This is a genomic window from Nocardia sp. NPDC056064 (genome assembly GCF_042266925.1).
Taxonomy (GTDB): domain Bacteria; phylum Actinomycetota; class Actinomycetes; order Mycobacteriales; family Mycobacteriaceae; genus Nocardia.
Genome location: NZ_JBHJWO010000001.1, coordinates 4,907,414 through 4,929,442 on the forward strand (window position 1 = coordinate 4,907,414; position 22,029 = coordinate 4,929,442).

Sequence of the window (22,029 nt, forward strand, 5' to 3'; positions counted from 1 at the left end):
GTGATCAGCCCTTCGGGAACGGCTTGTTCTTGTATTCCCCCGCGGTGTACAGGCTCACCCCTACCAGGCAGCGATCACGCTCCCGGATGGCGAAATTCAGTGCGCCCCACGGCTGCTGGGAGGTCCACAGATACCGTTCCTCGAGGGAATGGCCGCTCGGCGCCGCCGTCATCTCGACATCGCCGTAGTGCGCCTTCACCTCGTCGAGCCCCACGCACGGCTCGGTGCCGATGTCGAGGCTGGAGAACACCCAGTCGCCGTTGTCCCGGCTGAAATTGGTGACATTGGGCAGCTCGAGGCCGTCGGTGACGGTCGTCGGGCCCGAGTCGTGCCGTCCGGTGCCCTCGAAACGGGTGCCGAGCAGCGTGTTGAGTTTGTCGTTGGTCAATGGCGCCTGTGCCGTGACGGCACTGATCAGCTGCCAGAGGTCGGTCGGTCGATCGGTCATGGTCGTCCCCTCCCGGGAGTTGTCCGCGCGGTCGTCGTCGCCGGATGCGCAGGCGGTGGTCAGCAGGATCAGTGACAGGGCCGCGAGCACCCAGTGCGTCGCCCGCCTCATCGGCACTGCTGGGTGTAGTACTCGCGGTAGGTCATGTTCGGCGCGGTCGACGGGCGCAGATTGTCACCATAGGTCTGGCCGATCTGATAGATCGCCTTCTGGTAGCCCTCCGGCGAGCCGGTGGTCTTCATGTACTCGGTGAAGGTCTGCTCCCACTGCGGACCGGTGGTGTCGGTGTAGCCGGCGACGCCGATATCGGCGCCACCGTTGGCGGTGATCTCGCGCTGGACGACCATGTTGTTCAGCGTGGCGGCGCCTTCGTTGGTGAGTCGCGCGTTCACGCAATCCTCGACGGTCGCACCGCTGAGGCTTCCATTGTAGGTGGCGTGTCCGGCCTCGTGCGCGAGTGTCTGCACGAGGGCCTGCGGGTTGTCCTTCAGATTGCCGTCCAGCACGATCGACTTGTTGTCACCGTTGTACTGGGTGTAACTGCCTGCTCCCGGCTCACCGAAGGTGACGTTCACACCGTTCTCGGAGAGATAGTCGAGCTGGGATTTCAGTGTCGGCGACTTCTCGATCAGCGCGGCGGCGTCGGCCCCGTACTTGTCCTGCAACGACGAGGACGGGCTCGGCGCGGTCTCGGTGAGAATGCCGGGATCGCCCTCGGGCAGACCGGAGAACGCCTTCTCGATCGCCGCCTCGACCGACGACGCTGCCGTGCGCGCGTTCTCCAGGGCCTGCTTGGTCGCCGTCGTCGACGCGTCGGCGTCGACCTGCAACGCACCCGCCGCCGTGGTGTACGACGCCGCGTCCGGAAGCTGCGACAGCAGCGTCTGGTGGGTGCTGGTCGAGATCTTGACGGTGCCGTCGTCGTCGACCTCGTAGCCGTTGGCCTCGGCTTGGCGCACCGCGTTCGCCACCGCCGTCTTCGCCGCGTCCAGGGTGCTCGCGCCCGACTGCGCGGCCGACGCGCCGTCCTGCAGCGCGGCGATGAACGTCTTGGTGGTGGTGCGGATCTGCTCGTGCTTGGTCCGCATCGCCTCGGCCGCGCTGCCGGTCCAGAAGTCCCGGCTCGCGTCGACCGCGCGGTACTCGGTGTCGTCGAAGGTCGTCAGTTTCTGGGCCTGCGCCGACCACGCGTCGCCCAGGGCGTTCAAGGTCGTCGGCTGCCAGGCGAGCACCTGTGTCTTGGTGAGGTTGCCGAGTGTCGCCTTCGCGACCGCCTCGGACTCGTCGGTTCCGAGCGTGCTCATGCCAGGGCCGCCTGCTGGGTGTCGATCGCACCCGCGTTCTGCGTGTCCTTCGCCTGGAATTCCGTCACCGCGGTCGAGGTCGCCTTCGACAGCGCCTCGTAGTCGGTGACCAGCGTCTTCGACGCCTTGGCGACCTTCGCGATCGCCGCGGTCACCGCGTCGGGGACCTTCGTCCCGTCCAGGGTCACCGACCCGCTACCGGTGTCCGCGCCGAACACCGCGGCCATCTCCGACTCGGCTTTGCCGAGCGTGGTCGCGAGCTCCTGGGTCCGTGTCGGATCGAGATCCAAATCCGAAGTGCCAGCCATGATTCCCCATTTCCCCATAGGTCCCTTCGGCGGCAACGCTAATGGTGGCGACCGGGCCGCGCAATGGGAACGGGGGTCGTCCTGGCAGGATCAGGGGTTGTGAATGCGCAAGTGGAGACGGTTATCGACCTGGATGCCATTGCCCACAACGTGCGGGTGCTGCGCGAGTACGCGCGGGGCGCGGCGGTGATGGTGGTGGTCAAGGCCGACGGCTACAACCATGGCGCGGTGGCGGTGGCGCGGGCCGCGCTGGGGGCGGGGGCCGCCGAACTCGGGGTGACCACGGTCGCCGAGGCCCTGGTGCTGCGGGACGCGGGGATCACGGCGCCGATTCTGTGCTGGCTCAATACGATCGACGCCGATTTCGGCGCGGCGATCACGGCCGATGTCGAGATCGGGGTGTCCTCGCTGACGCAGCTGCGGGCGGTCGAGCGGGCGGCGCGGACGGTGGGACGCACCGGGATCGTCAGTCTCAAAGTCGATACCGGACTCAATCGCAACGGGGTGTCGGCGGTGGAGTATCCGCAGGTCCTGGCCGCGCTGCGGACGATGGTGGAGCAGGGGACGCTGCGGTTGCGCGGGATCTTCTCCCATCTCGCGCACGCCGACGAGCCCGGTCATCCGATGATCGACGAGCAGCGCGAACGGTTCGTCACCGCGCTCGCGCAGGCCAAGGAGCAGGGCCTGGAACCCGAGCAGGCGCACATCGCGAACTCGGCGGCCACGCTGACCAGGCCCGATCTGCACTTCGACCTCGTGCGCCCCGGCATCTCGGTCTACGGGCTCTCGCCGATACCCGAGCTCGGCGACTTCGGGCTGAGACCGGCGATGACGCTGCAAGCCCAGGTGACGCTGGTCAAGCGGGTGGCCGCGGGGGAGGGCGTGTCCTACGGTCACCGCTGGATCGCCCCGCGCGACACCACCGTCGCGCTGGTGCCCGCGGGCTACGCCGACGGGGTGTTCCGCTCGCTGAGCGGGCGTTTCGAGGTGTGGCTGGGCGGCGCGCTGCACCGTAATGTCGGGCGGGTGTGCATGGACCAGTTCATGGTCGACCTGGGCGACAATCCGGGCGAGGTACAGGCGGGCGACACGGCGGTGCTCTTCGGCGGCGGCGCGGGGCATCCGCACGCGCTCGACTGGGCAAGGGCCCTGGACACCATCGACTACGAGGTGGTGTGCGCCCCGCGCGGGCGGGCCGTGCGGCGCTACGTGGGGGCGGGCTCGTGAGCAGGCGGGTGATGCTGCGCGGCGGACTGGCCACGGCCGGACTGCTCGGCGCGCTCGCCGTCGCGCACACCCTGCGCCGGATCGGGGCGCGGGTGCGCTGGCCCGCCGAACGCGACGAGTACCGCGACGAGAACTTCGCGCTGATCGATTCCGACGAGCCGGGCGTCGTCCTCGCCGACGACGGGGTCTCGCTGGCCACCCGCACCTACGGCGACGACTCGGCCGCGGTGACGATCGTGTTCGTGCACGGGTTCTGCAACAGCATGGAGTCCTTCCACTTCCAGCGCCGGGATCTGGCGCGGCAGTGGGGCACCCGGGTGCGCATGGTGTTCTTCGACCTGCGCGGACACGGCCGCTCCGGCACCCCGGCCACCGGCAGCTGCACCGTCGAACAGCTCGGGCGCGACCTGGCCGCGGTGGTGCGCGAGTGCGCGCCCAGCGGACCGGTGGTGCTGATCGGGCATTCGCTGGGCGGGATGTCGGTGCTGGCCGCGGCCGCGCAGTTCCCCGAACTGTTCGCCACCCGGGTGATCGGGGTCGGCCTGTGGTGCACCGCGGCCGCCGAGGTGACCTCCACCGGGATTCCGCAGTTGCTGCGTCATCCGGCGGTCGGCGGATTCCGGATGGCGGTGCGCAGCGCGCCCGCGCTGGTGCAGGTGAGCCGCACCGCGAGCAAGCAGCTGATCACGCCGATCCTGCACGTGAGCTCGTTCCACGGTCCGGTGAGCCCGACCCTGTCGCGCTTCACCACCATGATGATCGACCGCACCCCGGTCGCCACCATCGAGAAATTCCTGAAAGCGATTGAATTGCACGACGAATCGGCCGCGCTGCTGGTGCTGGCGGGCAAGCCCGTACTGGTGCTGGGCGGCGCGCACGACCTGGTGATCCCGTTCCGCAACTCGCGGGTGCTCGCCACCGCGCTGGCCGACAGCGAGCTGGTGCGGGTGCGTGAGGCGGCGCACATGCCGCACCTGCAGTTCCCCGAGGTGACCCTCGACGCACTCGACCGGCTGCTCGCCCGCGCGGGCGTGACCGGCGGACACAGCGAGGAGGCCGTCGGTGGCTGACCCCCAGCAGCGCACCCTGACCACCGTCGAGGACACCGAGGCCTTCGGCCGCGAACTCGCCGAGAACCTGCGCGCGGGCGACCTGGTGGTCCTCGACGGCCCGCTCGGCGCCGGTAAAACCGCTCTGACCAGGGGAATCGCGGCCGGTCTCGGAGTGGCGGGCCGGGTCAGCTCGCCGACGTTCATCATCGCCCGCGCGCACAAGGCCGGACAGCGCCCGGACGGCTCGCCCGGGGTGCCGCTGGTACACGTGGACGCCTACCGCCTCGCCGGTGACCTCGACGAACTCGACGCGCTCGACCTCGACACCGACCTGCACCACGCGGTCGTCGTCGTGGAGTGGGGCAAGGGTGTGGTCGAGCACCTGTCCGAACGGCACCTGCGGGTGCAACTCGCCCGGGAACCGGAATCCGATGTGCGCACAGCCATCTGGGAATGGATCGGATAACTCGCCGACCACCGTGGCCAGGTGCGCGCCGAGCGCGGATACCACCCGGTATTGTTGAGACAATCATGCTCGTACTAGCAGTCGACACCGCGACACCCGCCGTTACAGCGGGATTGGTGCACCTGTCACCTGCCGCCGACGCGGACACCCGGCCCGCCGTGGCGACGCTGTCTGCCCGCGTGAAGGTCGACGCCCGCGCCCACGCCGAGGTCCTCACCCCGCAGATCCTGGAATGCCTGGCCGAAGCCGGGGTGAGCCGCACCGAGCTCGACGCCGTCGTCGTCGGCATCGGGCCGGGGCCGTTCACCGGGCTGCGGGTGGGCATGGCCACCGCCGCCGCCTTCGGTGACGCGCTGGGGCTACCGGTGCACGGGGTGTGCAGTCTCGATGCCATCGCCGCCGACGCCGCCGACGAGCCGCGCGGCCGGGGCGAGCTGCTGGTGGTCACCGACGCGCGCAGGCGCGAGGTGTACTGGGCGCGATACCTGGACGGGGCGCGCGTGGCCGGGCCCGAGGTGGGCAAGCCCGCCGACGTGCCGGTGCCCGAGGCGGGCGCGATCGCCGGGTCGGCCGCGCACGTGGACTACTTCGACCTGCCGGTACTGCCCGTGGAGACCCCCTCGCCCGCCGGGCTGGTCACCGTGGCGGCCGACGCGCTGCTGGCCGGGACCGCGCCCGAGGCGCTGGTGCCGCTGTATCTGCGCAGGCCCGACGCGGTGGAGAACGCCTTCCGTACCCTCGACCGGACCGGGGCGTGACCGCCGTGTCCGAGTTCCGGATCCAGCCGATGACGGTGCACGACATCGATCGCTGCGTCGAACTCGAACACCTGCTGTTCCCCGAGGACGATCCCTGGCAGGCCGTCTCGTTCCGGTCCGAGCTGGCCGGTGCGCACAACCGCTACATCACCGCGCGCGACGCGTCCGGCGCCATGGTCGGCTACGCGGGCATCGCGCTGCTCGGTGACGCCGCGCATCCCGAGGCCGAGGTGCACACGATCGGGGTCGATCCGCAGTGTCATCGCGGCGGCATCGGCACGCTGCTGCTGGAGGCGCTGCTGGCGACCGCCGCCGAACGCGGCGGCCCGGTGTTCCTGGAGGTACGCACCGACAACGCGCCCGCCATCGCGCTCTACGCCAAGCACGGCTTCCACATCATCGGGCTGCGCAAGAACTACTACCACCCCAGCGGCGCCGACGCGTACACCATGCGCCGCCCCGAACTCACGGCCGCGGCCGACGAATGGGCGGCGCGCGGCAGACAGGACGAGGTGCTGTCGTGACCGGATCGGCAGTGCGGATGAAGCGGAACGAGGCGTCGGCGTGATCGTCATGGGTATCGAGAGTTCCTGCGACGAAACGGGAGTCGGTATCGTCCGGCGCCACCCGGACGGGACGCTCGAGCTGCTCGCCGACGAGGTGGCCTCCAGCGTCGACCAGCACGCGCGTTTCGGCGGTGTGGTTCCCGAGATCGCCTCGCGCGCGCATCTCGAGGCGATCGTGCCCGCCATGCGCCGGGCGCTGGCCGCGGCCGGGATCAGCAAGCCCGACGCGCTCGCCGTCACCATCGGGCCCGGCCTCGCCGGTGCGCTGCTGGTCGGGGTCGCGGCGGCCAAGGCGTACGCGGCGGCCTGGGACGTGCCGTTCTACGCGCTCAACCACCTCGGTGGGCACGTCGCGGTGGACACCCTCGAGCACGGCCCGCTGCCGCCCGCGGTGGCGCTGCTGGTCTCCGGGGGGCACACGCACCTGTTGCAGGTCAGCGATCTGGGCGCGCCGATCACCGAGCTCGGCAGCACCGTCGACGACGCCGCGGGCGAGGCGTTCGACAAGGTCGCCCGGCTGCTCGGCCTCGGCTATCCCGGCGGCCCCTACCTCGACGCGGCCGCCCGCGACGGCGACCCGAACGCCATCGCCTTCCCGCGCGGCATGACCGGCCCGCGCGACGCCCGCTACGACTTCTCCTTCTCCGGCCTCAAGACCGCGGTCGCCCGCTATGTCGAGGCCGCGCAGCGCCAGGGCATCACGCCCGAGCGACTGCCGATCCCCGATATCGCCGCGTCCTTCCAGGAAGCGGTCGCCGATGTGCTCACCATGAAGGCGGTCCGCGCGGCCACCGACGTGGGTGTCGACACGATCGTGCTCGGCGGCGGCGCCACCGCCAACTCCCGCATCCGCTCGCTGGCCGAAGAACGTTGCGCCGCAGCGGGACTCACCCTGCGCGTGCCCAAGCCACGGCTGTGCACGGACAACGGGGTGATGATCGCGGCATTGGGCGCGCATGTGATCGCGGCGGGAGCCGAGCCTGCCGAGCTGACGGTGGCGACCGATCCGGGTCTGCCGGTGTCGGTGAGCGCGCTGCGCGGCTGACACGTTCGCCGATCGGCTGCCGAGTGCCATCGGTCCGCACTTCGGCGCCGAGGCTGCTCAGCCGACCGGCTGCAGGAGCGCCTCGCTGGGCACCACTCCGCTGGGTGCCACCTCGGGCGGGATCGGGAGGACGCTGCGGGCAGGCGACTGGGTATTGGGCGTGGAGGGGCGCTGCTGGCCGGGGCGCGACGAGCCGCTGTCGATCGGCCCGAGCGGGGACTCGGGGTAGGGGATCTGCGGCAGGTTCGGGTCGGGACGCAGGGTGGGCGCGGTGCTCGACGGCGAACCGGACGGGCCGGGGGTCGACGGGGTGGTCGTCGGCGCGGGGACCGTGGTGGTGGGCGCGGAGGTGCCGGGCACCCCGGTGACCGGCGGGACGGGCGCGGTGCCGGGCCGATCGGTGCTCTCGTCGTTCTGCGGGGTGGGCGCCGGAGCGGGCATCGGCGAGGACGGGGACTGACGCACGGAACTGCTGGTGCCCGCCGGGGTGACGTCGGTGCTGTCGGGCGCGATGGCCTGCACCCCGTAGCCGATCACCAGGCCGACGACCACGACCGCGCCGGCCAGTGTGCCGACCACTTTGGTGACGGTGCCGCTGGGCACGTCGGTCAGCGAGGCGCCCTGTAAGGCCGCGGGTAAGGCCGACGGTGCCGCCGCGTCGGCGACCAGCGCGGCGCCCTTGGCGATCACCGCCTCCGGGTCGGGCACGGTGAGCACGGGCATGTCCAGGCGGGCGCCGAGGGTGTCGACCACCGCGGGGATGTTGGCGCAGCCGCCGATCACCGCGACAGCCTCCGGGTACCTGGGCGCGCGGCTGAACACCGAGCTGGAGAACAGCGCGATATTGCGCAGCAGCCCGCCGATGAGCTCCTCGAAATCGGAGCGGGTGAGCTTGAGCGGCTGACCCGCCACGTGGTCGATGGTCACCGCGGGCGCGATCGAGAGGTGTTCCTTGGCCGCGCGGCCACGATTGGTGAGGGTGGCGCGGTTGGGGCGGGCCCCGCGGCGGGCGTAGTGCAGGTCGACGAGGTGGTGGTAGATGAGCTCGTCGATGGCGTTGCCGGAGAGGGTGGGTGTGCGCTCGCTGTGCAGCACCGAACCGTCGGCGTAGTCGGCCACGGTGACACTGAGCCCGGTCGCGCCGAGGTCGATCACGGCGACGGTGGCGTAGCGGTCGAGCAGACCGGTCTCGCGGAGGTAGGACAGCGCGGCGGTGCCCTCGGGAACCAGCCGCAGATCACGGCGGCGGGTGGTGGCGGCCCGGATGGCCTGCGCCTGTTCCTTGTCGCGGTAGGCCACGGCGACGCTGGTCGGCGGACGGGTGCGGGTGGACTCGGTGCGCCGGTGCACGCCCGTGGAGTAGCGCCCGAGCGGCTCGCCGATCAGACCGGCCGTCTCCGAGACCGGTAACTGGGTGGTCATCAGCTCGATCGAGGACGACACCAGGTCGCCGAGATCGGAATGGGCCGCGTCGGCGGAGACGACGCGGTAGTCGAAGTGCTGTTCGCCGGATGGTCCGGTGGCGACCAGTGCGGAGCACACCACCTCGTTCCCGGCCGAGATGCCGAGGGATGTTCGCATGTTCACCTCCCTTCGAGCGGATGGTTCCGCGGTGGCCGACCATCTCGAATGGAACGTATGCATACTCTGTCACAGCCTGTTATGCGAACGTTACAGATTGTTGCAACCGATGTGAAGATCACTGGCGAGTGTGGGCGTGTCGAAAATGCGACATTGGCAGAACCCGGCCTTGAGCGCTGGCACTCTCACATATAGAGTGCTAGTCGGCACTGTGTAGCTGTACTTGTGCCAGCCGACTACTGGGCAGGGGTCCCGGCACCCGCGACGACGGGGCTGATGCGCAGAGTCGCAAGCTGACCGAAACCCGGTCCGGGACACCAGTTCCGGACGACCGAATTCCCCTGAAAGTGGAGGGCTCAACGTGGCGAGCGTGAACATCAAGCCGCTCGAGGACAAGATCCTCGTCCAGGCCAACGAGGCCGAGACGACGACGGCCTCCGGCCTGGTCATCCCGGACACGGCCAAGGAGAAGCCGCAGGAGGGCACCGTCATCGCCGTCGGCGAGGGCCGGATCACCGACAAGGGTGACCGCATCCCCGTCGACGTCAAGGAAGGCGACGTCGTCATCTACAGCAAGTACGGCGGCACCGAGATCAAGTACCAGGGTGGGGAATACCTCATCCTCTCGGCTCGCGACATCCTGGCCGTCGTCACCAAGTAAGGCCAACGCCGCATTCGCGTTCCGCCCCGGCGTCGTCAACCGACCCCGGGGCGGCTCGCGTTCTCACACAGGAGCGAATCCCCTATGCCCAAGCAGATCGAGTTCGACGAGAAGGCTCGCCGGGCTCTGGAACGCGGTGTCGACAAGCTGGCCGACGCCGTCAAGGTGACCCTCGGCCCCCGTGGCCGCCACGTGGTGCTGGCCAAGGCCTTCGGCGGCCCGACCGTGACCAACGACGGTGTCACCATCGCGCGTGACATCGACCTCGAGGACCCCTTCGAGAACCTCGGCGCCCAGCTCGTCAAGAGCGTCGCCACCAAGACCAACGACGTCGCGGGCGACGGCACCACCACCGCCACCGTGCTGGCCCAGGCGCTGGTGCGCGGCGGTCTGAAGAACGTCGCCGCGGGCGCCAACCCGATCACCCTCGGCCAGGGCATCGCGCTGGCCGCCGACAAGGTGTCGGAGGTGCTGCTGGCCGCGGCCACCCCGGTCTCCGGTGAGCAGGCCATCGCCCAGGTCGCCACCGTCTCCTCGCGGGACGAGGAGATCGGCGAGATGGTCGGCAAGGCGCTCACCACCGTCGGCAAGGACGGCGTGGTCACCGTCGAGGAGTCCTCGACCACCCACACCGAGCTCGTCATCACCGAGGGTGTGCAGTTCGACAAGGGCTACCTCTCGCCCTACTTCCAGACCGACCCTGAGACCCAGCAGGCCGTCCTCGAGGACGCCTACATCCTGCTGCACCGCGACAAGATCAGCTCGCTGCCCGATCTGCTGCCGCTGCTGGAGAAGATCGCCGAGTCCGGCAAGGCCGTGCTGATCATCGCCGAGGATGTCGAGGGCGAGGCGCTGTCCACCCTGGTGGTCAACTCCATCCGCAAGACGATCAAGGCCGTCGCGGTCAAGGCGCCGTTCTTCGGTGACCGCCGCAAGGCGTTCCTCGACGACCTGGCCGTGGTCACCGGTGGCACCGTGATCAACCCCGACCTGGGCATCACCCTGCGTGAGGCCACCGTCGAGCAGCTCGGTCAGGCGCGTCGCGTCGTCGTCACAAAGGACGAGACCGTGCTCATCGACGGCGCGGGCACCGAGGACGACATCGCCGCCCGCAGCGCGCAGCTGCGTCGCGAGATCGAGGCCACCGACTCCGACTGGGACCGCGAGAAGCTCGAGGAGCGCCTGGCCAAGCTGGCCGGTGGCGTCGCGGTGATCAAGGTCGGCGCGGCCACCGAGACCGCGCTCAAGGAGCGCAAGTACCGCGTCGACGACGCGGTGGCGGCGGCCAAGGCCGCGGTCGAGGAGGGCATCGTGCCCGGCGGTGGTTCGGCGCTGGTGCAGGCCGCGACCGCGCTGGTCGAGCTGCGCGACTCGCTGACCGGTGACCAGGCCGTCGGCGTCGAGGTGGTCCGCAAGGGCCTCGAGGCGCCGCTGTTCTGGATCGCGACCAACGCGGGCCTCGACGGTGCCGTGGTGGTCAGCAAGGTCGCCGAGGGCAAGGAAGGCTTCAACGCCGCCACCCTCACCTACGGTGACCTGCTCACCGACGGTGTCGTCGACCCGGTCAAGGTGACCCGCTCCGCCGTGGTGAACGCCGCCTCGGTCGCGCGGATGATCCTCACCACCGAGAGCGCCATCGTGGACAAGCCGGTCGAGGAAGAAGCCGACCACGGCCACGGCCACGCGCACTGAGTGAGCTGAGACGACGAAGGCCCCCTGATCGCGATGCGGTCTGGGGGCCTTTCTCGTTCATGGCTAGCTGGCTACCGGGGGTTCCTCGGCCAGCGCGGTCAGTAAACGGGTGCGCAGGGACGGGGGCGGGGCGGTGGCGGTGAGCTCCGCGAGGAGCGCGAGGGTGCCGCGGGTGTCGCGGACCTCGCGCAGGAACTCGGTACAGAGTGCCGGGTCGTCGGTATCGATGATGGTCTGGATCGCGTGATGGTCTTCGTCGTCGATCAATCCGAGCGCGACGGTGTGCGCGAGATCGATCTGGGCTTCGTTCATCTCACGTCACCCCCAAACTTTTCTTCAGTCGTGTCAATCCGTCCCGAATCCGGGACTTAACGGTCGGTAACCCTATGCCGAGGTACTGTGCCACCTCCGCGTAGGTCCGCCCGCCGTAGTAGGCGAGCGAGATCGCCTCGCGCTGGGTCTCGGTCAAAGTCGAGAGCCCGCGCTGGACGGCCTGTTGTTCGAGTCTGCGTTCCACCTCCTCGGTGACCTCGTCGAACTCGTTGCCGAGGACCCGGATCCCGTAGGCGACTTCGCGCTGGGTGTGGGCTTGCTCGGCACGAACCCGATCGACCGCGCGCCGGTGCGCCAGCGTCATCAGCCAGGTCACCGCCGACCCCTTGGTGGGGTCGAAACTCGTTGCGGTGCGCCAGATCTGGAGATAGACCTCCTGCGTGGTCTCCTCCGCGTACCCGGGGTCGTGGAGCACCCTCAGGACCAGGCCGAAGACGCGCGCCGACGTCCGGTCGTACAGTTCGGCGAACGCTTGCTGGTCGGCAAGGCCGCATCGTTCCAACAGTGCAGCTAGCTCGACTCCTTCGGCCGCGCGTGCGGTAACCGCAGAATCCACGCTCGGTGGGAAGGCTTCGCTTCGGAACCCATTCTGTGTCATCGGTCACGAATCTAGCCCGCGGCTATGACCTCCCTTCGCCCGGGGGTGCTTTGAACGCGTGCCAGCTGTTTGCTAGAGATTCGGCGCGCCGGGCCGGGAGGATGGGAGTTGATTTGCCGAAGTATCTAGACGGCCATACGACGCCGGTTGCGGCGCGCGTGCATCTCGCGTTCGGTCTCCGACATCCCGCCCCAGATGCCGTAGGGCTCGCTGACTTTGAGGGCGTGCGCGCGGCACTGCATGAGCACCGGGCAGGCCCGGCAGATCTCCTTGGCGCGCATCTCGCGCGCGGTGCGGGCGCGGCCGCGTTCGCCGTCGGGATGGAAGAAGACGGCGGAGTCCTGGCCGCGGCACGAGCCTCGCATCTGCCAATCCCAGACGTCGGCGTTCGGGCCGGGAAGGTGAGTGGGCATGGGCATGGTGAACTCCTTGTGGTGCGAGCTCGTCAGCGTTGTCGAGCGAGTGGTGCGGCAGGTCTCGGTGCCACCTCGCGGTGGCCGGCTCGACGGTGCCTGACGGTGTCACCCGGTGTGGGTCGCTGTAATTTCGCGCGGCGCCTACCGTGACGGTGAGCTACGTTAGGGGCAGGCGGGAATTTCCGTCAATAGTTCGGCGCATTGGTTCCACAAATCGGCATCGCTGAAATTTAACCTGCGCACTGTTTACATTTCACACTCACTCCGTCCATACTGTTCGGTTGGCTATGGATCGATCCGGGCGCGCGGGCCGCGGAATCTGACGTTTCCCCAGGTCGCGCCGGTCAGGGCCGGGTTTCGTCCGTGACGGCACGGCCGGACCCAGTGGCTCGGGTCACAGTGGACCCGCCGCGCGGGGTCCGCCGACATGGCCGAAACGGGGCGCCGAGGTTAATTGCGCGAAACGCATGTGAATTCGAGACTTTGCGGCAGCGGCGGCCACCGGCGGAGATTTACCTGATGGCAACATCGATCCACGAAAGAAAAGCTGACCGGTAGCTGATCGGCGGCCACCCGGGCATATCACGGGAACGCGCGGCCGGGGGCGGCGGCTAGAGTCTCGGCGTGCGGACAACGGCTTCACCCGGGGATATCGGATCCGAAATACTCGCTGCGACGGCTTTCGGGGCGACCCCCGGTCGCGGCGCTGCGGAGTTGCCGGACCCGCCCGGCCCCCTCGCGCGCTGGCACCGCGCCGTCGCGCTGGGCGCGCAGGGGCGCTACGCCGCCGCCAGGGCCGACCTCCTGTGGCTCGCCCGCACCCCCCTCGATCCGGGCCCGCGCTCGCTGGTCGAGAGCACCCGCGGTTCGCTGCTGCGTCAGCTCGGTGGACACGCCGCGGCCGCCGCCTTCGACGGCCGCGCCGCCACGCTCGCGCTCGGTGCCACCGGCCCCGCCCGCGCCGAAGCGCTGGCCGACGCCTACACCGGCCTGGCCGCCGACGCGCTCGGCACCGGCCGACTCGCCCTGGCCCACCGCCTGCTCGGCCGCGTCGAACCCCTGCTGGCCGCGGCCCCGCCCCGCGCGCGGGTGCGCTGGCACTGGGTGCGCGCCGAGACCGCCCTCGCCGGCGGTGCCGCGGCGCCCGCACTGGCCGACGCCGAGCGGGCCGTCGAGCTCGCCGAGGCGCTGCCCTCGGTCCGGCACCGGGTGAAATCGGCCCTGCTGCTGGCCGCGTCCACCGCCGCCGCCGGCGACCTCGCCGCGGCGGCGGAGCAGGCCGCGCGGGTCGACCGCGACTGCGCCGCCCACGGCCTGCTGCCCCTGCGCTGGGCCTGCGCGATGCTGCGCGCCGGTGTCGCCGAACCGCCCGTCGCGGCGGCCGCCGCGGCCGAAGCCGCTGATCATGCGGCACGAATCCGCGAGCTCGGCGGGGATTTCATCCTGCCGACTCGCTGATGCGCCGCCGGTGATCTTGCTGAGAGGTTTCGCAGAAGGGTGCAGGGTGGCTGGCGACGGATCGAAGGGTCGCTATTGTTAGTTCCGTTCCACCACTTCGGTGGAAGCTCGGTCACATCTGACCGCGCCACTCGTAACGCCAGGAAAATCTCTGACGATGACGCATATGGGCGAAGAGTTGGACCTCGCCGTCGCTGCGGCTGCGCAGGGCGACAGGGCCGCTTTAGCTCAGGTACTGGAACTGATCCGGCCGTTGGTGGTTCGCTACTGCCGTGCTCGGATCGGTGCCGCGGAGCGCGGGCAGCTCTCCGCGGATGATGTTGCGCAAGAGGTCTGTCTGGCTGTGATGACCGCCCTGCCCCGCTATCAGGATCAGGGTCGGCCCTTCATGGCCTTCGTGTACGGCATCGCTTCGCACAAGGTCGCCGACGCCCATCGCAACGCCGCCCGTAACAAGGCGGAGGCGATGGCCGAAGTACCAGATGTCATATCCACCGACCAGGGACCGGAGCAGCGAGCTCTCGACTCGGAGACGAGCAGGCAGATGAACACTCTGCTGGCCACGCTCCCCGAGAAACATCGGGAAATCCTGATCCTGCGCTTGGTCATGGGTCTGTCGGCAGAAGAGACCGCAACCGCTGTGGGCAGCACGGCGGGGGCGATACGAGTAGCCCAGCACAGGGCACTCGCGAAACTGAAGTCACAAGTGGCGAGGGCAGGTGAAATGTATGGCTAGGGATGGCGAGCGCGGTCGAGGCGACCGGAAGGTTTGGCGTGGGTCGCACGACAGCGGTCCCTCAGCCGCCGAGGAAGCCGGTGATTCCGGTCCGGTCGACATCGCGGCGGTGCGCAGCGACGATGCGCTGATCGACGCGATCGCGAGCGACGGACCGGTCCGTACCGACAGCCCCGAAGAATTCCAGCTGGCGTCGCTGCTCGCGGATTGGCGAGCCGACCTGTTGGCCGAACCGATGCCCGCGGGCCCCGATCTGGACACCGTCTTCGCGGCGGTCAACCAGGAGATCGGCGCGCGGCAGGTTCGAGTCGGTGCATCCTCGCGCGGACGTCTACGTCTGGTACGCCCGCTCCTCGGAGCCGCCGCGGCGCTGGCCGTGGTCTTCGGCGGTATCACGGCGTTCTCCTACAATGCCGCTCCCGGTGATCCGCTGTGGCGGGTCAAGGAGGTCGTGTTCAGCGAACAGGCCCAGTCGACGGTCGTGAAGTACGCCGGCGACGACCTGGCCGCCGCGCAGAGCCTGCTGGACACGGGCAACGCGGAGCAGGCGCGGGCCCGCCTCGAGCAGGCCTCGGCCACCGCGGGCCAGATCGACGACAAGGCCAAGCGCGACGAGATGATCGCGCTGTGGAACATCCTGCGCGATCAGCTGGTCCGGATGGCGCCGGAGATCGGCGCGCAGTTGCCGACCACGGTGCCGTCGAGCCCCGGCGAGACCAAGCCGACCTCACCGTCGCCGGCGCAGCCGCAACCCTCGCCCAACCCGGCCACCACGGCCCCGGTCGCGCCGACCGGTCCCGGCACCTCGCCGGAGCCCGGCACCACTGATCCGGAGCCGCCGGTGATCATGCAGACGCCCGCCCCGGAGACCAAGCCGGTCGAGCCGACGCAACCCCCGGTGACCACCCCGCCGCCGGCGACGGTCGAACCGACCGCCCCGGCGACGACCAACCCGCCGACGACCGTCGTCGAGCCGCCGGTCACCGTGCCGACCGCGGTCCCGACCTCCCGGCCGTCGCAGCCCACGGTGCCACCGACCCTGCAGACACCGCCCGCGGTGACCAATCTGCCGGTGCCGCCCTCGGTCCCGGTTTCCTGAATCGACGACGAAGGCCCCGAACCACTGGTTCGGGGCCTTCGTCGTGTGTCCGGGTGCCCGGCGCATCGTCCCCCGCGCACGCGTGACCGGAGCGGGGGAGCGATGCCGCGAGCGGCGTGCTCAGTTGTCGAAGCCGTCGAATCCGTCGCCGTGGAACGCCTCGTTCATGGACGCGTCCGCGTAGCCGCGGCAGTAGTCCCACGTGACGTAGGCCTCGGGGGTGGGATCGTAGGCGGGCTCGTGCGGACGGACGGTGCCGTCGACGAGTAGCTGCAGCAGGTTCGCCCGCAGCATGTCCCAGTCGTGGTAGTGATCTTGCCGACAATCCTCACAGCTCACGACGAGCCCGCGGATCCCGCGATGGGCCAGCAGGGCTTCGTAGACGGCGAGGTCCGCGAGATCTTCCTCGACCGCGAGGCGCTCATGAGGATCCAGCGGCTCACCGGGCTCGATAGCGTCGAGCGCGGCAGACGGGTCGGAGGGGTCTCCGGCGAAGGGATCCGGCGGCAGGCCAGGTGGTAGATGGTCACGCACATCCCCACGGTACGCAGTACTCGGTGGTCTGCGCCAGCGATGCACCGGGCAAGTTTTGCGGAAGGGCTCACTTCGCAGGGCGAAACACCCGCCGGATACCATGGAATGCAGGCGTCGGCGACTTTGTTCTCACCGACCATCCAAGCGTTCCCGTTCCAGCTGTCGTCGCGTTGCATCTCCAGCGTCGGTGGCTCCGACGACCAGGAGGGGTCGATCCGAATGAGTAATCCCGTGCCGGGCGAACGAATCGCGGTGCGCCCTCCTACGGGTGGCGACGATCCGACCAAGATCGCCATGCTGGGCCTCACGTTCGACGACGTGCTGCTGCTGCCCGCGGCCTCGGATCTCATCCCCAGCTCCGTCGAGACTTCGAGCAGGCTCACCCGTGACATCACCCTGCGCACCCCGCTGGTGAGTTCGGCGATGGACACCGTCACCGAGGCGCGCATGGCCATCGCCATGGCCCGCGCCGGCGGTATGGGTGTGCTGCACCGCAACCTCTCGGGCGCCGATCAGGCGGCCCAGGTGGAGACGGTCAAGCGGTCCGAGGCGGGCATGGTGACCGATCCGGTCACCTGTCGTCCCACCGACACCCTCGCCGAGGTCGACGCCATGTGCGCGCGCTTCCGCATCTCGGGTCTGCCCGTGGTGGACGAGACCGGCGCGCTGGTCGGCATCATCACCAACCGCGACATGCGCTTCGAGGTCGACCAGGACCGCCGCGTCGACGAGGTGATGACCAAGGCGCCGCTGATCACCGCCCAGGAGGGTGTCACCGCCGAGGCCGCCCTCGGCCTGCTACGCCGCCACAAGATCGAGAAGCTGCCGATCGTCGACGGCAACGGCCGCCTGCGTGGCCTGATCACCGTCAAGGACTTCGTCAAGACCGACCAGTACCCCAACGCCACCAAGGACCGCGACGGCCGCCTGCTGGTCGGTGCCGCGATCGGTGTCGGCGAGGACTCCTGGTCGCGCGCGATGACGCTGGCCGACGCCGGGGTCGACGTGCTGATCGTCGACACCGCGCACGGCCACCAGTCGCAGGTGCTGCAGATGGTGTCCAAGGTCAAGGCCGAGGTCGGCGACCGCATCCAGATCGTCGGCGGCAATGTCGCCACCCGGGCGGGCGCCGCGGCGCTGGTCGAGGCGGGCGTCGACGCTGTCAAGGTGGGTGTCGGTCCCGGCTCCATCTGCACCACCCGCGTGGTCGCCGGTGTCGGCGCGCCGCAGATCACCGCCATCCTCGAGGCCGTGGCCGCGTGCAAGCCGGCCGGTGTGCCCGTGATCGCCGACGGTGGCGTGCAGTACTCCGGTGACGTCGCCAAGGCCATCGCCGCCGGTGCCTCCACCGTGATGCTCGGCTCGCTGCTCGCCGGCACCGCCGAGGCCCCCGGCGACCTGATCCTTGTCAACGGCAAGCAGTTCAAGAGCTACCGCGGCATGGGCTCTCTCGGCGCCATGCAGGGCCGCGGCCAGGCCAAGTCCTACTCCAAGGACCGCTACTTCCAGGACGACGTGCTCGCCGAGGACAAGCTGGTCCCCGAGGGCATCGAGGGCCGTGTGCCGTTCCGCGGCCCGGTCAACCAGGTGATCCACCAGCTCGTCGGTGGCCTGCGCGCCGCGATGGGCTACACCGGCTCGCAGAACATCGAGCACCTGCAGAACGCCCAGTTCGTGCAGATCACCGCCGCGGGCCTCAAGGAGAGCCACCCGCACGACATCACCATGACCGTCGAGGCCCCGAACTACACCGGCCGCGGCTGAGTACAATAGATGCGTTTGTGCGCCGGGAGGTACGCTCCCGGCGCACAGCCATGCGGTCGTTCAGGATCGTGAAAACGCGCGCACACGCGCGCCCGAACACAGGGAGCAACTGTGCGTGACATGGTGGAAATCGGGATGGGGCGGGTCGCCCGTCGTACCTACGAGCTCGATGACGTAGACATCGTGCCTTCGCGGCGGACCCGCTCGTCCAAGCAGGTCTCGCTGGCCTGGCAGCTCGACGCCTACCGCTTCGAGATCCCGGTGCTCGCGCACCCCACCGACGCGCTCGTCTCCCCGCAGTTCGCGATCGAGCTGGGCCGCCGCGGTGGCCTCGGTGTGATCAACGGCGAGGGCCTGTGGGCCCGGCACGCCGACGTGCAGTCCAAGATCGACCAGCTCATCGATCTGGTCGACAAGGGGGGTTACGAGAAGGCGATCGCGCTGCTGCAGGAACTGCACGCCGCGCCGATGCAGCCCGATCTGCTGGCCGCCGCCGTCGCCGAGGTGCGCGCGGCCGGGGTCACCACCGCGGTGCGGGTGAGCCCGCAGAACGCCCGCGCGCTGACCCCCGCGCTGGTGCAGGCGGGCGTGGACCTGCTGGTGGTGCAGGGCACCATCATCTCCGCCGAGCACGTGGGCGACGGCGAGCCGCTCAACCTCAAGACCTTCATCGCCGAGCTGGATGTGCCGGTCGTGGCCGGTGGCGTCAGCGATCACCGCACCGCGCTGCACCTGATGCGCACCGGCGCCGCGGGCGTCATCGTGGGCTACGGCTCCTTCCCCGGCGCCACCACCACCGGTGAGGTGCTCGGCATCGGCGTGCCCATGGCCACCGCCATCGCCGACGCCGCCGCCGCGCGCCGCGACTACCTCGACGAGACCGGCGGCCGCTACGTGCACGTCATCGCCGACGGTGACGTGGCCACCTCCGGTCAGCTGGCCAAGGCCATCGCCTGCGGCGCCGACGCCGTGATGCTGGGTGTGCCGCTCTCGGCCGCCGCCGAGGCGCCCGGTCGCGGCTGGTACTGGCCCTCGGCCACCGCGCACCCCTCGGTGCCGCGCGGCTCGTTCCTGCCGGTCGACGAGTCCTGGCTGGACGGTCCCGACGGCGCCGCCGCGCGCCCGAGCCTCGAGCGCGTGCTCTACGGCCCCTCCGACGACCCGTTCGGTTCGCTGAACCTGGTCGGCGGCCTGCGCCGGTCGATGGCCAAGGCGGGCTACTCCGACCTCAAGGAATTCCAGAAGGTCGGGCTCAGCGTCCGCTAGCGCGCGGGCGTCAGCGAGACCCGGTCGCGCAGGAACCGCGCGATCGCGGTGTTCACCGGTTCCGGGTGGGTCATCGTGACGGCCAGGCGGGCTCCGTCGATCTCCACGTAGGTGGAGGCGGTGAGCCCGTCGGCCAGCGTGCGCGCCCGGTCCCCGGTGATGCCGCTGTGGGTGGCGTGGATGATCAGCGCGGGGCAGGTGATCTCGCGCAACCGGTCGAGCACCGAATCGCGCCCGAGCAGGCAGCCCACGGCGGCGTCGAGGCCGTTGTGGGCGTCGCCGACCCAGCGGCGGGTCCAGATGCCGCGATACCAGTCGTCGTCGCCGATCAGCCAGTCCGCGAGCCTGCCCGCGGCTTCTCTGCGCGACCCTCGGTCGTGCCATTCGTCGAGGAAGCGCTGGGTGGCGCGCGACTGTTCCCGGGTGGGGCCGTGGGCCTCGGTGCTGATCAGGATGAGCGCGGCGACCCGTTCCGGCGCGACCAGCGCCGTGCGCAGCGCGGTGAACCCACCCTGCGCGGTGCCGCCGACGACGGCGCGTTCCACCCCGAGGGTGTCGAGCACGGTGAGCGCGTCGCGCGCGGCGGTCCAGTAGGTGAACGGCAGCCGCTGATCCCTGGTGCGCCCGTGCCCGCGCGCGTCCCAGGCCACGATGCGGAATTCCGGTGCCAGCGCGGCCTGCTGGGAGGCGAACATCGTGCGGTCCATGAAGAATTCGTGGGCCAGCAACACCACCGGCCCCGTGCCACCGCTGTCCTCGTAGTAGATGTCGGCATCGATCGCGCGGGCGAATGGCACGTGCACGAGGATAGCCAGCCCCACCGGCCCGCGCGCAAGGAATGGGCCGCCAGCTCGGCTGTCGTGTGCCGTCACTAAACTGTGGCGGTGGCAGAAACTCAGAGACCGGTCCTCGTCGTCGACTTCGGCGCACAGTACGCCCAGCTGATCGCCCGCCGGGTGCGTGAGGCGCGGGTGTTCTCCGAGGTCATTCCGCACACCACCACGGTGGAGGAGATCGCCGAGAAGCAGCCTCTGGCCGTGATCCTGTCCGGCGGCCCGTCGAGCGTGTACGCCGAGGGCGCACCGCAACTCGACGCCCGGCTGTTCGAGCTGGACGTGCCCGTGTTCGGCATCTGCTACGGCTTCCAGGCGATGGCGCAGGCCCTGGGCGGCACCGTCGCGCACACCGGCACCCGCGAATACGGCCGCACCGAACTCAATATCGACGGCGGCGTGCTGCACGGCGGCCTGCCGACCATCCAGCCGGTCTGGATGAGCCACGGCGACGCCGTCACCGACGCCCCCGCGGGCTTCGAGGTCACCGGCACCACCGCCGGCGCTCCGGTCGCCGCGTTCGAGGACCGCGCGCGCCGCCTGGCCGGTGTCCAGTACCACCCCGAGGTGCTGCACTCCCCGCACGGCCAGCAGGTGCTCAGCCGCTTCCTGCACGACCTGGCAGGCATCCCGCCGCAGTGGACCCCCGCCAATATCGCCGAGTCGCTCATCGCGAGTGTGCGCGAGCAGATCGGCGACGGGCACGCGATCTGCGGCCTGTCCGGCGGTGTCGATTCCGCGGTCGCCGCGGCGCTGGTGCAGCGCGCGATCGGTGACCGGCTCACCTGTGTGTTCGTCGACCACGGTCTGCTGCGCGCCGGTGAGCGCGAGCAGGTGCAGCAGGACTTCGTCGCCGCGACCGGTGCCAAGCTGGTCACCGTCGACGCGGTCGACAAGTTCCTCGGCGAACTGAAGGGCGTCTCCGATCCGGAGGAGAAGCGCAAGATCATCGGCCGCGAGTTCATCCGCTCCTTCGAGGACGCGGTCTCGGGCATCGTGCTCGAGCAGGGCGACGGCACCGCGCCGAAGGTCGAGTTCCTGGTGCAGGGCACCCTCTACCCGGACGTCGTCGAGTCCGGCGGCGGCACCGGCACCGCCAACATCAAGAGCCACCACAATGTCGGCGGCCTGCCCGACGACCTCGAGTTCGACCTGGTCGAGCCGCTGCGGCTGCTGTTCAAGGACGAGGTCCGCGCCGTGGGCCGCGAACTGGGCCTGCCCGAGGAGATCGTCGCCCGCCAGCCCTTCCCGGGCCCCGGCCTCGCGATCCGCATCGTCGGCGAGGTGACCGCCGACCGCCTTGACCTGCTGCGCCAGGCCGACGCCATCGCCCGCGAGGAGCTCACCGCCGCCGACCTGGACAAGCAGATCTGGCAGTGCCCCGTCGTGCTGCTGGCCGATGTCCGCTCGGTCGGTGTGCAGGGCGACGGCCGCACCTACGGTCACCCGATCGTGCTGCGCCCGGTCTCCAGCGAGGACGCGATGACCGCCGACTGGACCCGCCTGCCCTACGACGTGCTCGAGCGCATCTCCACGCGCATCACCAACGAGGTGGCCGAGGTCAACCGCGTGGTCCTCGATGTGACGAGCAAGCCGCCGGGCACCATCGAGTGGGAGTGAGCGGTGTTGGTCGGAGCGCTGGCGCGCTCGAGTTCGCGCCCCCGGCGGTCCCGTCGCTCAGGCACCGTTTCTTGCTCCTTCGTCGCCTACGAAACGGCACCTGAGCGACGGGACGGGCGCGAACCGCCGCTGCGCGGCGATCCCTCCTCGAGGTCGGGATGCGGGGGCTCGGTGAGTGCCGAGTGTGGGGTTCCCAGTGGGGAGCTCCCGAACAGCAGGCGGCCCAACGGCAGACCGTAGGCAGCTGGTGTGCGGCGGGTCAGC

General features: G+C 70.1%; 23 protein-coding genes. 14 read left to right on the plus strand and 9 right to left on the minus strand.

Annotated elements, in window-relative coordinates; all coding sequences use genetic code 11:
- Positions 1-4: 4 nt before the first annotated feature.
- The 3 genes from ACFC06_RS22705 to ACFC06_RS22715 are packed head-to-tail and all read right to left on the minus strand — an operon-like array spanning position 5 to position 2,060.
- Positions 5-559: a hypothetical protein gene (locus ACFC06_RS22705; protein ID WP_375934542.1), complete on the minus strand. Its 555-nt coding sequence runs from the start codon at positions 557-559 to the stop codon at positions 5-7.
- Entirely contained in the window at positions 556-1,752 is a 1,197-nt protein-coding gene (locus ACFC06_RS22710) for a WXG100 family type VII secretion target (protein WP_375934545.1), read from the minus strand. The genes ACFC06_RS22705 and ACFC06_RS22710 overlap by 4 nt, the downstream gene beginning before the upstream one ends.
- The gene (locus ACFC06_RS22715; RefSeq protein ID WP_375934548.1) at positions 1,749-2,060 is read right to left on the minus strand and encodes a hypothetical protein; all 312 of its coding nucleotides are present in this window, start codon (positions 2,058-2,060) and stop codon (positions 1,749-1,751) included. Before ACFC06_RS22715 ends, ACFC06_RS22710 begins: the two co-directional genes overlap by 4 nt.
- Positions 2,061-2,123: 63 nt before the next feature.
- On the opposite strand from ACFC06_RS22715, the gene alr reads away from it, so the two are divergent.
- The 6 genes from alr to tsaD all read left to right on the plus strand — a co-directional run bounded on the left by alr (position 2,124) and on the right by tsaD (position 7,174).
- A complete protein-coding gene (gene alr / locus ACFC06_RS22720) occupies positions 2,124-3,287 on the plus strand; it encodes an alanine racemase (protein ID WP_375934551.1) in 1,164 nt (387 codons plus the stop codon).
- A gap of 11 nt (positions 3,288-3,298) precedes the next feature.
- Positions 3,299-4,357, plus strand: coding sequence for an alpha/beta fold hydrolase (locus ACFC06_RS22725; protein ID WP_375935701.1), 1,059 nt, complete (start codon positions 3,299-3,301; stop codon positions 4,355-4,357).
- Positions 4,350-4,805: a tRNA (adenosine(37)-N6)-threonylcarbamoyltransferase complex ATPase subunit type 1 TsaE gene (gene tsaE, locus ACFC06_RS22730; RefSeq protein WP_278264982.1), complete on the plus strand. Its 456-nt coding sequence runs from the start codon at positions 4,350-4,352 to the stop codon at positions 4,803-4,805. The genes ACFC06_RS22725 and tsaE overlap by 8 nt, the downstream gene beginning before the upstream one ends.
- Before the next feature lie 65 nt (positions 4,806-4,870).
- Positions 4,871-5,563 carry a tRNA (adenosine(37)-N6)-threonylcarbamoyltransferase complex dimerization subunit type 1 TsaB gene (gene tsaB, locus ACFC06_RS22735; RefSeq protein WP_375934555.1) on the plus strand — a complete coding sequence of 231 codons (693 nt, stop codon included), beginning with the start codon at positions 4,871-4,873 and terminating at the stop codon, positions 5,561-5,563.
- A gap of 29 nt (positions 5,564-5,592) precedes the next feature.
- Positions 5,593-6,087, plus strand: a complete 495-nt coding sequence (rimI, locus tag ACFC06_RS22740) for a ribosomal protein S18-alanine N-acetyltransferase (RefSeq protein WP_375935704.1) — start codon at positions 5,593-5,595, stop codon at positions 6,085-6,087.
- A gap of 40 nt (positions 6,088-6,127) precedes the next feature.
- Positions 6,128-7,174: a tRNA (adenosine(37)-N6)-threonylcarbamoyltransferase complex transferase subunit TsaD gene (tsaD, locus tag ACFC06_RS22745; protein WP_375934558.1), complete on the plus strand. Its 1,047-nt coding sequence runs from the start codon at positions 6,128-6,130 to the stop codon at positions 7,172-7,174.
- A 57-nt stretch (positions 7,175-7,231) separates the two neighbouring features.
- On the opposite strand, the gene ACFC06_RS22750 is transcribed toward tsaD, so the two are convergent.
- Positions 7,232-8,755, minus strand: a complete 1,524-nt coding sequence (locus tag ACFC06_RS22750) for an Hsp70 family protein (protein ID WP_375934561.1) — start codon at positions 8,753-8,755, stop codon at positions 7,232-7,234.
- Positions 8,756-9,116: 361 nt separating this feature from the next.
- Here ACFC06_RS22750 and groES point away from each other — a divergent pair, with 361 nt between their 5' ends.
- Both groES and groL read left to right on the plus strand, forming a co-directional pair.
- Entirely contained in the window at positions 9,117-9,416 is a 300-nt protein-coding gene (gene groES / locus ACFC06_RS22755; RefSeq protein WP_110037083.1) for a co-chaperone GroES, read from the plus strand.
- An 84-nt stretch (positions 9,417-9,500) separates the two neighbouring features.
- Positions 9,501-11,108: a chaperonin GroEL gene (gene groL / locus ACFC06_RS22760; RefSeq protein ID WP_375934564.1), complete on the plus strand. Its 1,608-nt coding sequence runs from the start codon at positions 9,501-9,503 to the stop codon at positions 11,106-11,108.
- Between the two features lie 63 nt (positions 11,109-11,171).
- Here groL and ACFC06_RS22765 read toward each other — a convergent pair whose 3' ends face one another.
- From ACFC06_RS22765 to ACFC06_RS22775, 3 genes are all read right to left on the minus strand, one after another.
- On the minus strand, positions 11,172-11,420 hold the full coding sequence (locus ACFC06_RS22765; protein ID WP_375934567.1) for a hypothetical protein: 249 nt from the start codon (positions 11,418-11,420) through the stop codon (positions 11,172-11,174).
- 1 nt (position 11,421) lies between these two features.
- Positions 11,422-12,039: a sigma-70 family RNA polymerase sigma factor gene (locus ACFC06_RS22770; RefSeq protein WP_278264989.1), complete on the minus strand. Its 618-nt coding sequence runs from the start codon at positions 12,037-12,039 to the stop codon at positions 11,422-11,424.
- Positions 12,040-12,164: 125 nt separating this feature from the next.
- A complete protein-coding gene (locus tag ACFC06_RS22775) occupies positions 12,165-12,458 on the minus strand; it encodes a WhiB family transcriptional regulator (protein WP_278264990.1) in 294 nt (97 codons plus the stop codon).
- A 711-nt stretch (positions 12,459-13,169) separates the two neighbouring features.
- Here ACFC06_RS22775 and ACFC06_RS22780 point away from each other — a divergent pair.
- The 3 genes from ACFC06_RS22780 (at position 13,170) to ACFC06_RS22790 (ending at position 15,748) form a co-directional block, all read left to right on the plus strand.
- Positions 13,170-13,913, plus strand: a complete 744-nt coding sequence (locus ACFC06_RS22780) for a hypothetical protein (protein ID WP_375934571.1) — start codon at positions 13,170-13,172, stop codon at positions 13,911-13,913.
- A gap of 157 nt (positions 13,914-14,070) precedes the next feature.
- Positions 14,071-14,649 carry a sigma-70 family RNA polymerase sigma factor gene (locus ACFC06_RS22785; protein WP_278264992.1) on the plus strand — a complete coding sequence of 193 codons (579 nt, stop codon included), beginning with the start codon at positions 14,071-14,073 and terminating at the stop codon, positions 14,647-14,649.
- Between the two features lie 109 nt (positions 14,650-14,758).
- Positions 14,759-15,748: an anti-sigma-D factor RsdA gene (locus ACFC06_RS22790; RefSeq protein ID WP_375934574.1), complete on the plus strand. Its 990-nt coding sequence runs from the start codon at positions 14,759-14,761 to the stop codon at positions 15,746-15,748.
- A 120-nt stretch (positions 15,749-15,868) separates the two neighbouring features.
- On the opposite strand, the gene ACFC06_RS22795 is transcribed toward ACFC06_RS22790, so the two are convergent.
- Positions 15,869-16,282, minus strand: coding sequence for a DUF5319 domain-containing protein (locus ACFC06_RS22795; protein WP_022567296.1), 414 nt, complete (start codon positions 16,280-16,282; stop codon positions 15,869-15,871).
- Between the two features lie 219 nt (positions 16,283-16,501).
- On the opposite strand from ACFC06_RS22795, the gene guaB reads away from it, so the two are divergent.
- Positions 16,502-18,046 carry an IMP dehydrogenase gene (guaB, locus tag ACFC06_RS22800; protein ID WP_278264994.1) on the plus strand — a complete coding sequence of 515 codons (1,545 nt, stop codon included), beginning with the start codon at positions 16,502-16,504 and terminating at the stop codon, positions 18,044-18,046.
- A gap of 111 nt (positions 18,047-18,157) precedes the next feature.
- Positions 18,158-19,312 carry a GuaB3 family IMP dehydrogenase-related protein gene (locus tag ACFC06_RS22805; protein ID WP_375934578.1) on the plus strand — a complete coding sequence of 385 codons (1,155 nt, stop codon included), beginning with the start codon at positions 18,158-18,160 and terminating at the stop codon, positions 19,310-19,312.
- On the opposite strand, the gene ACFC06_RS22810 is transcribed toward ACFC06_RS22805, so the two are convergent.
- Entirely contained in the window at positions 19,309-20,109 is an 801-nt protein-coding gene (locus ACFC06_RS22810) for an alpha/beta fold hydrolase (protein ID WP_375934581.1), read from the minus strand. The two genes, ACFC06_RS22805 and ACFC06_RS22810, sit on opposite strands and share 4 nt — an antisense overlap.
- Positions 20,110-20,190: 81 nt before the next feature.
- Between ACFC06_RS22810 and guaA the strand changes: the two genes are divergently transcribed.
- The gene (gene guaA / locus ACFC06_RS22815; protein ID WP_375934583.1) at positions 20,191-21,765 is read left to right on the plus strand and encodes a glutamine-hydrolyzing GMP synthase; all 1,575 of its coding nucleotides are present in this window, start codon (positions 20,191-20,193) and stop codon (positions 21,763-21,765) included.
- The last annotated feature ends 264 nt before the right edge of the window (positions 21,766-22,029 follow it).

Coding starts and splice junctions, on each gene's coding strand:
- tsaB (WP_375934555.1), top strand. CDS start 4,871: ATGCTCGTACTAGCAGTCGACACCGCGACACCCGCCGTTACAGCGGGA.
- ACFC06_RS22770 (WP_278264989.1), bottom strand. CDS start 12,039: ATGACACAGAATGGGTTCCGAAGCGAAGCCTTCCCACCGAGCGTGGAT.
- alr (WP_375934551.1), top strand. CDS start 2,124: ATGGGAACGGGGGTCGTCCTGGCAGGATCAGGGGTTGTGAATGCGCAA.
- ACFC06_RS22765 (WP_375934567.1), bottom strand. CDS start 11,420: ATGAACGAAGCCCAGATCGATCTCGCGCACACCGTCGCGCTCGGATTG.
- guaB (WP_278264994.1), top strand. CDS start 16,502: ATGAGTAATCCCGTGCCGGGCGAACGAATCGCGGTGCGCCCTCCTACG.
- ACFC06_RS22710 (WP_375934545.1), bottom strand. CDS start 1,752: ATGAGCACGCTCGGAACCGACGAGTCCGAGGCGGTCGCGAAGGCGACA.
- ACFC06_RS22785 (WP_278264992.1), top strand. CDS start 14,071: ATGACGCATATGGGCGAAGAGTTGGACCTCGCCGTCGCTGCGGCTGCG.
- rimI (WP_375935704.1), top strand. CDS start 5,593: ATGACGGTGCACGACATCGATCGCTGCGTCGAACTCGAACACCTGCTG.
- ACFC06_RS22705 (WP_375934542.1), bottom strand. CDS start 559: ATGAGGCGGGCGACGCACTGGGTGCTCGCGGCCCTGTCACTGATCCTG.
- groL (WP_375934564.1), top strand. CDS start 9,501: ATGCCCAAGCAGATCGAGTTCGACGAGAAGGCTCGCCGGGCTCTGGAA.
- ACFC06_RS22750 (WP_375934561.1), bottom strand. CDS start 8,755: ATGCGAACATCCCTCGGCATCTCGGCCGGGAACGAGGTGGTGTGCTCC.
- ACFC06_RS22775 (WP_278264990.1), bottom strand. CDS start 12,458: ATGCCCATGCCCACTCACCTTCCCGGCCCGAACGCCGACGTCTGGGAT.
- ACFC06_RS22715 (WP_375934548.1), bottom strand. CDS start 2,060: ATGGCTGGCACTTCGGATTTGGATCTCGATCCGACACGGACCCAGGAG.
- ACFC06_RS22725 (WP_375935701.1), top strand. CDS start 3,299: ATGCTGCGCGGCGGACTGGCCACGGCCGGACTGCTCGGCGCGCTCGCC.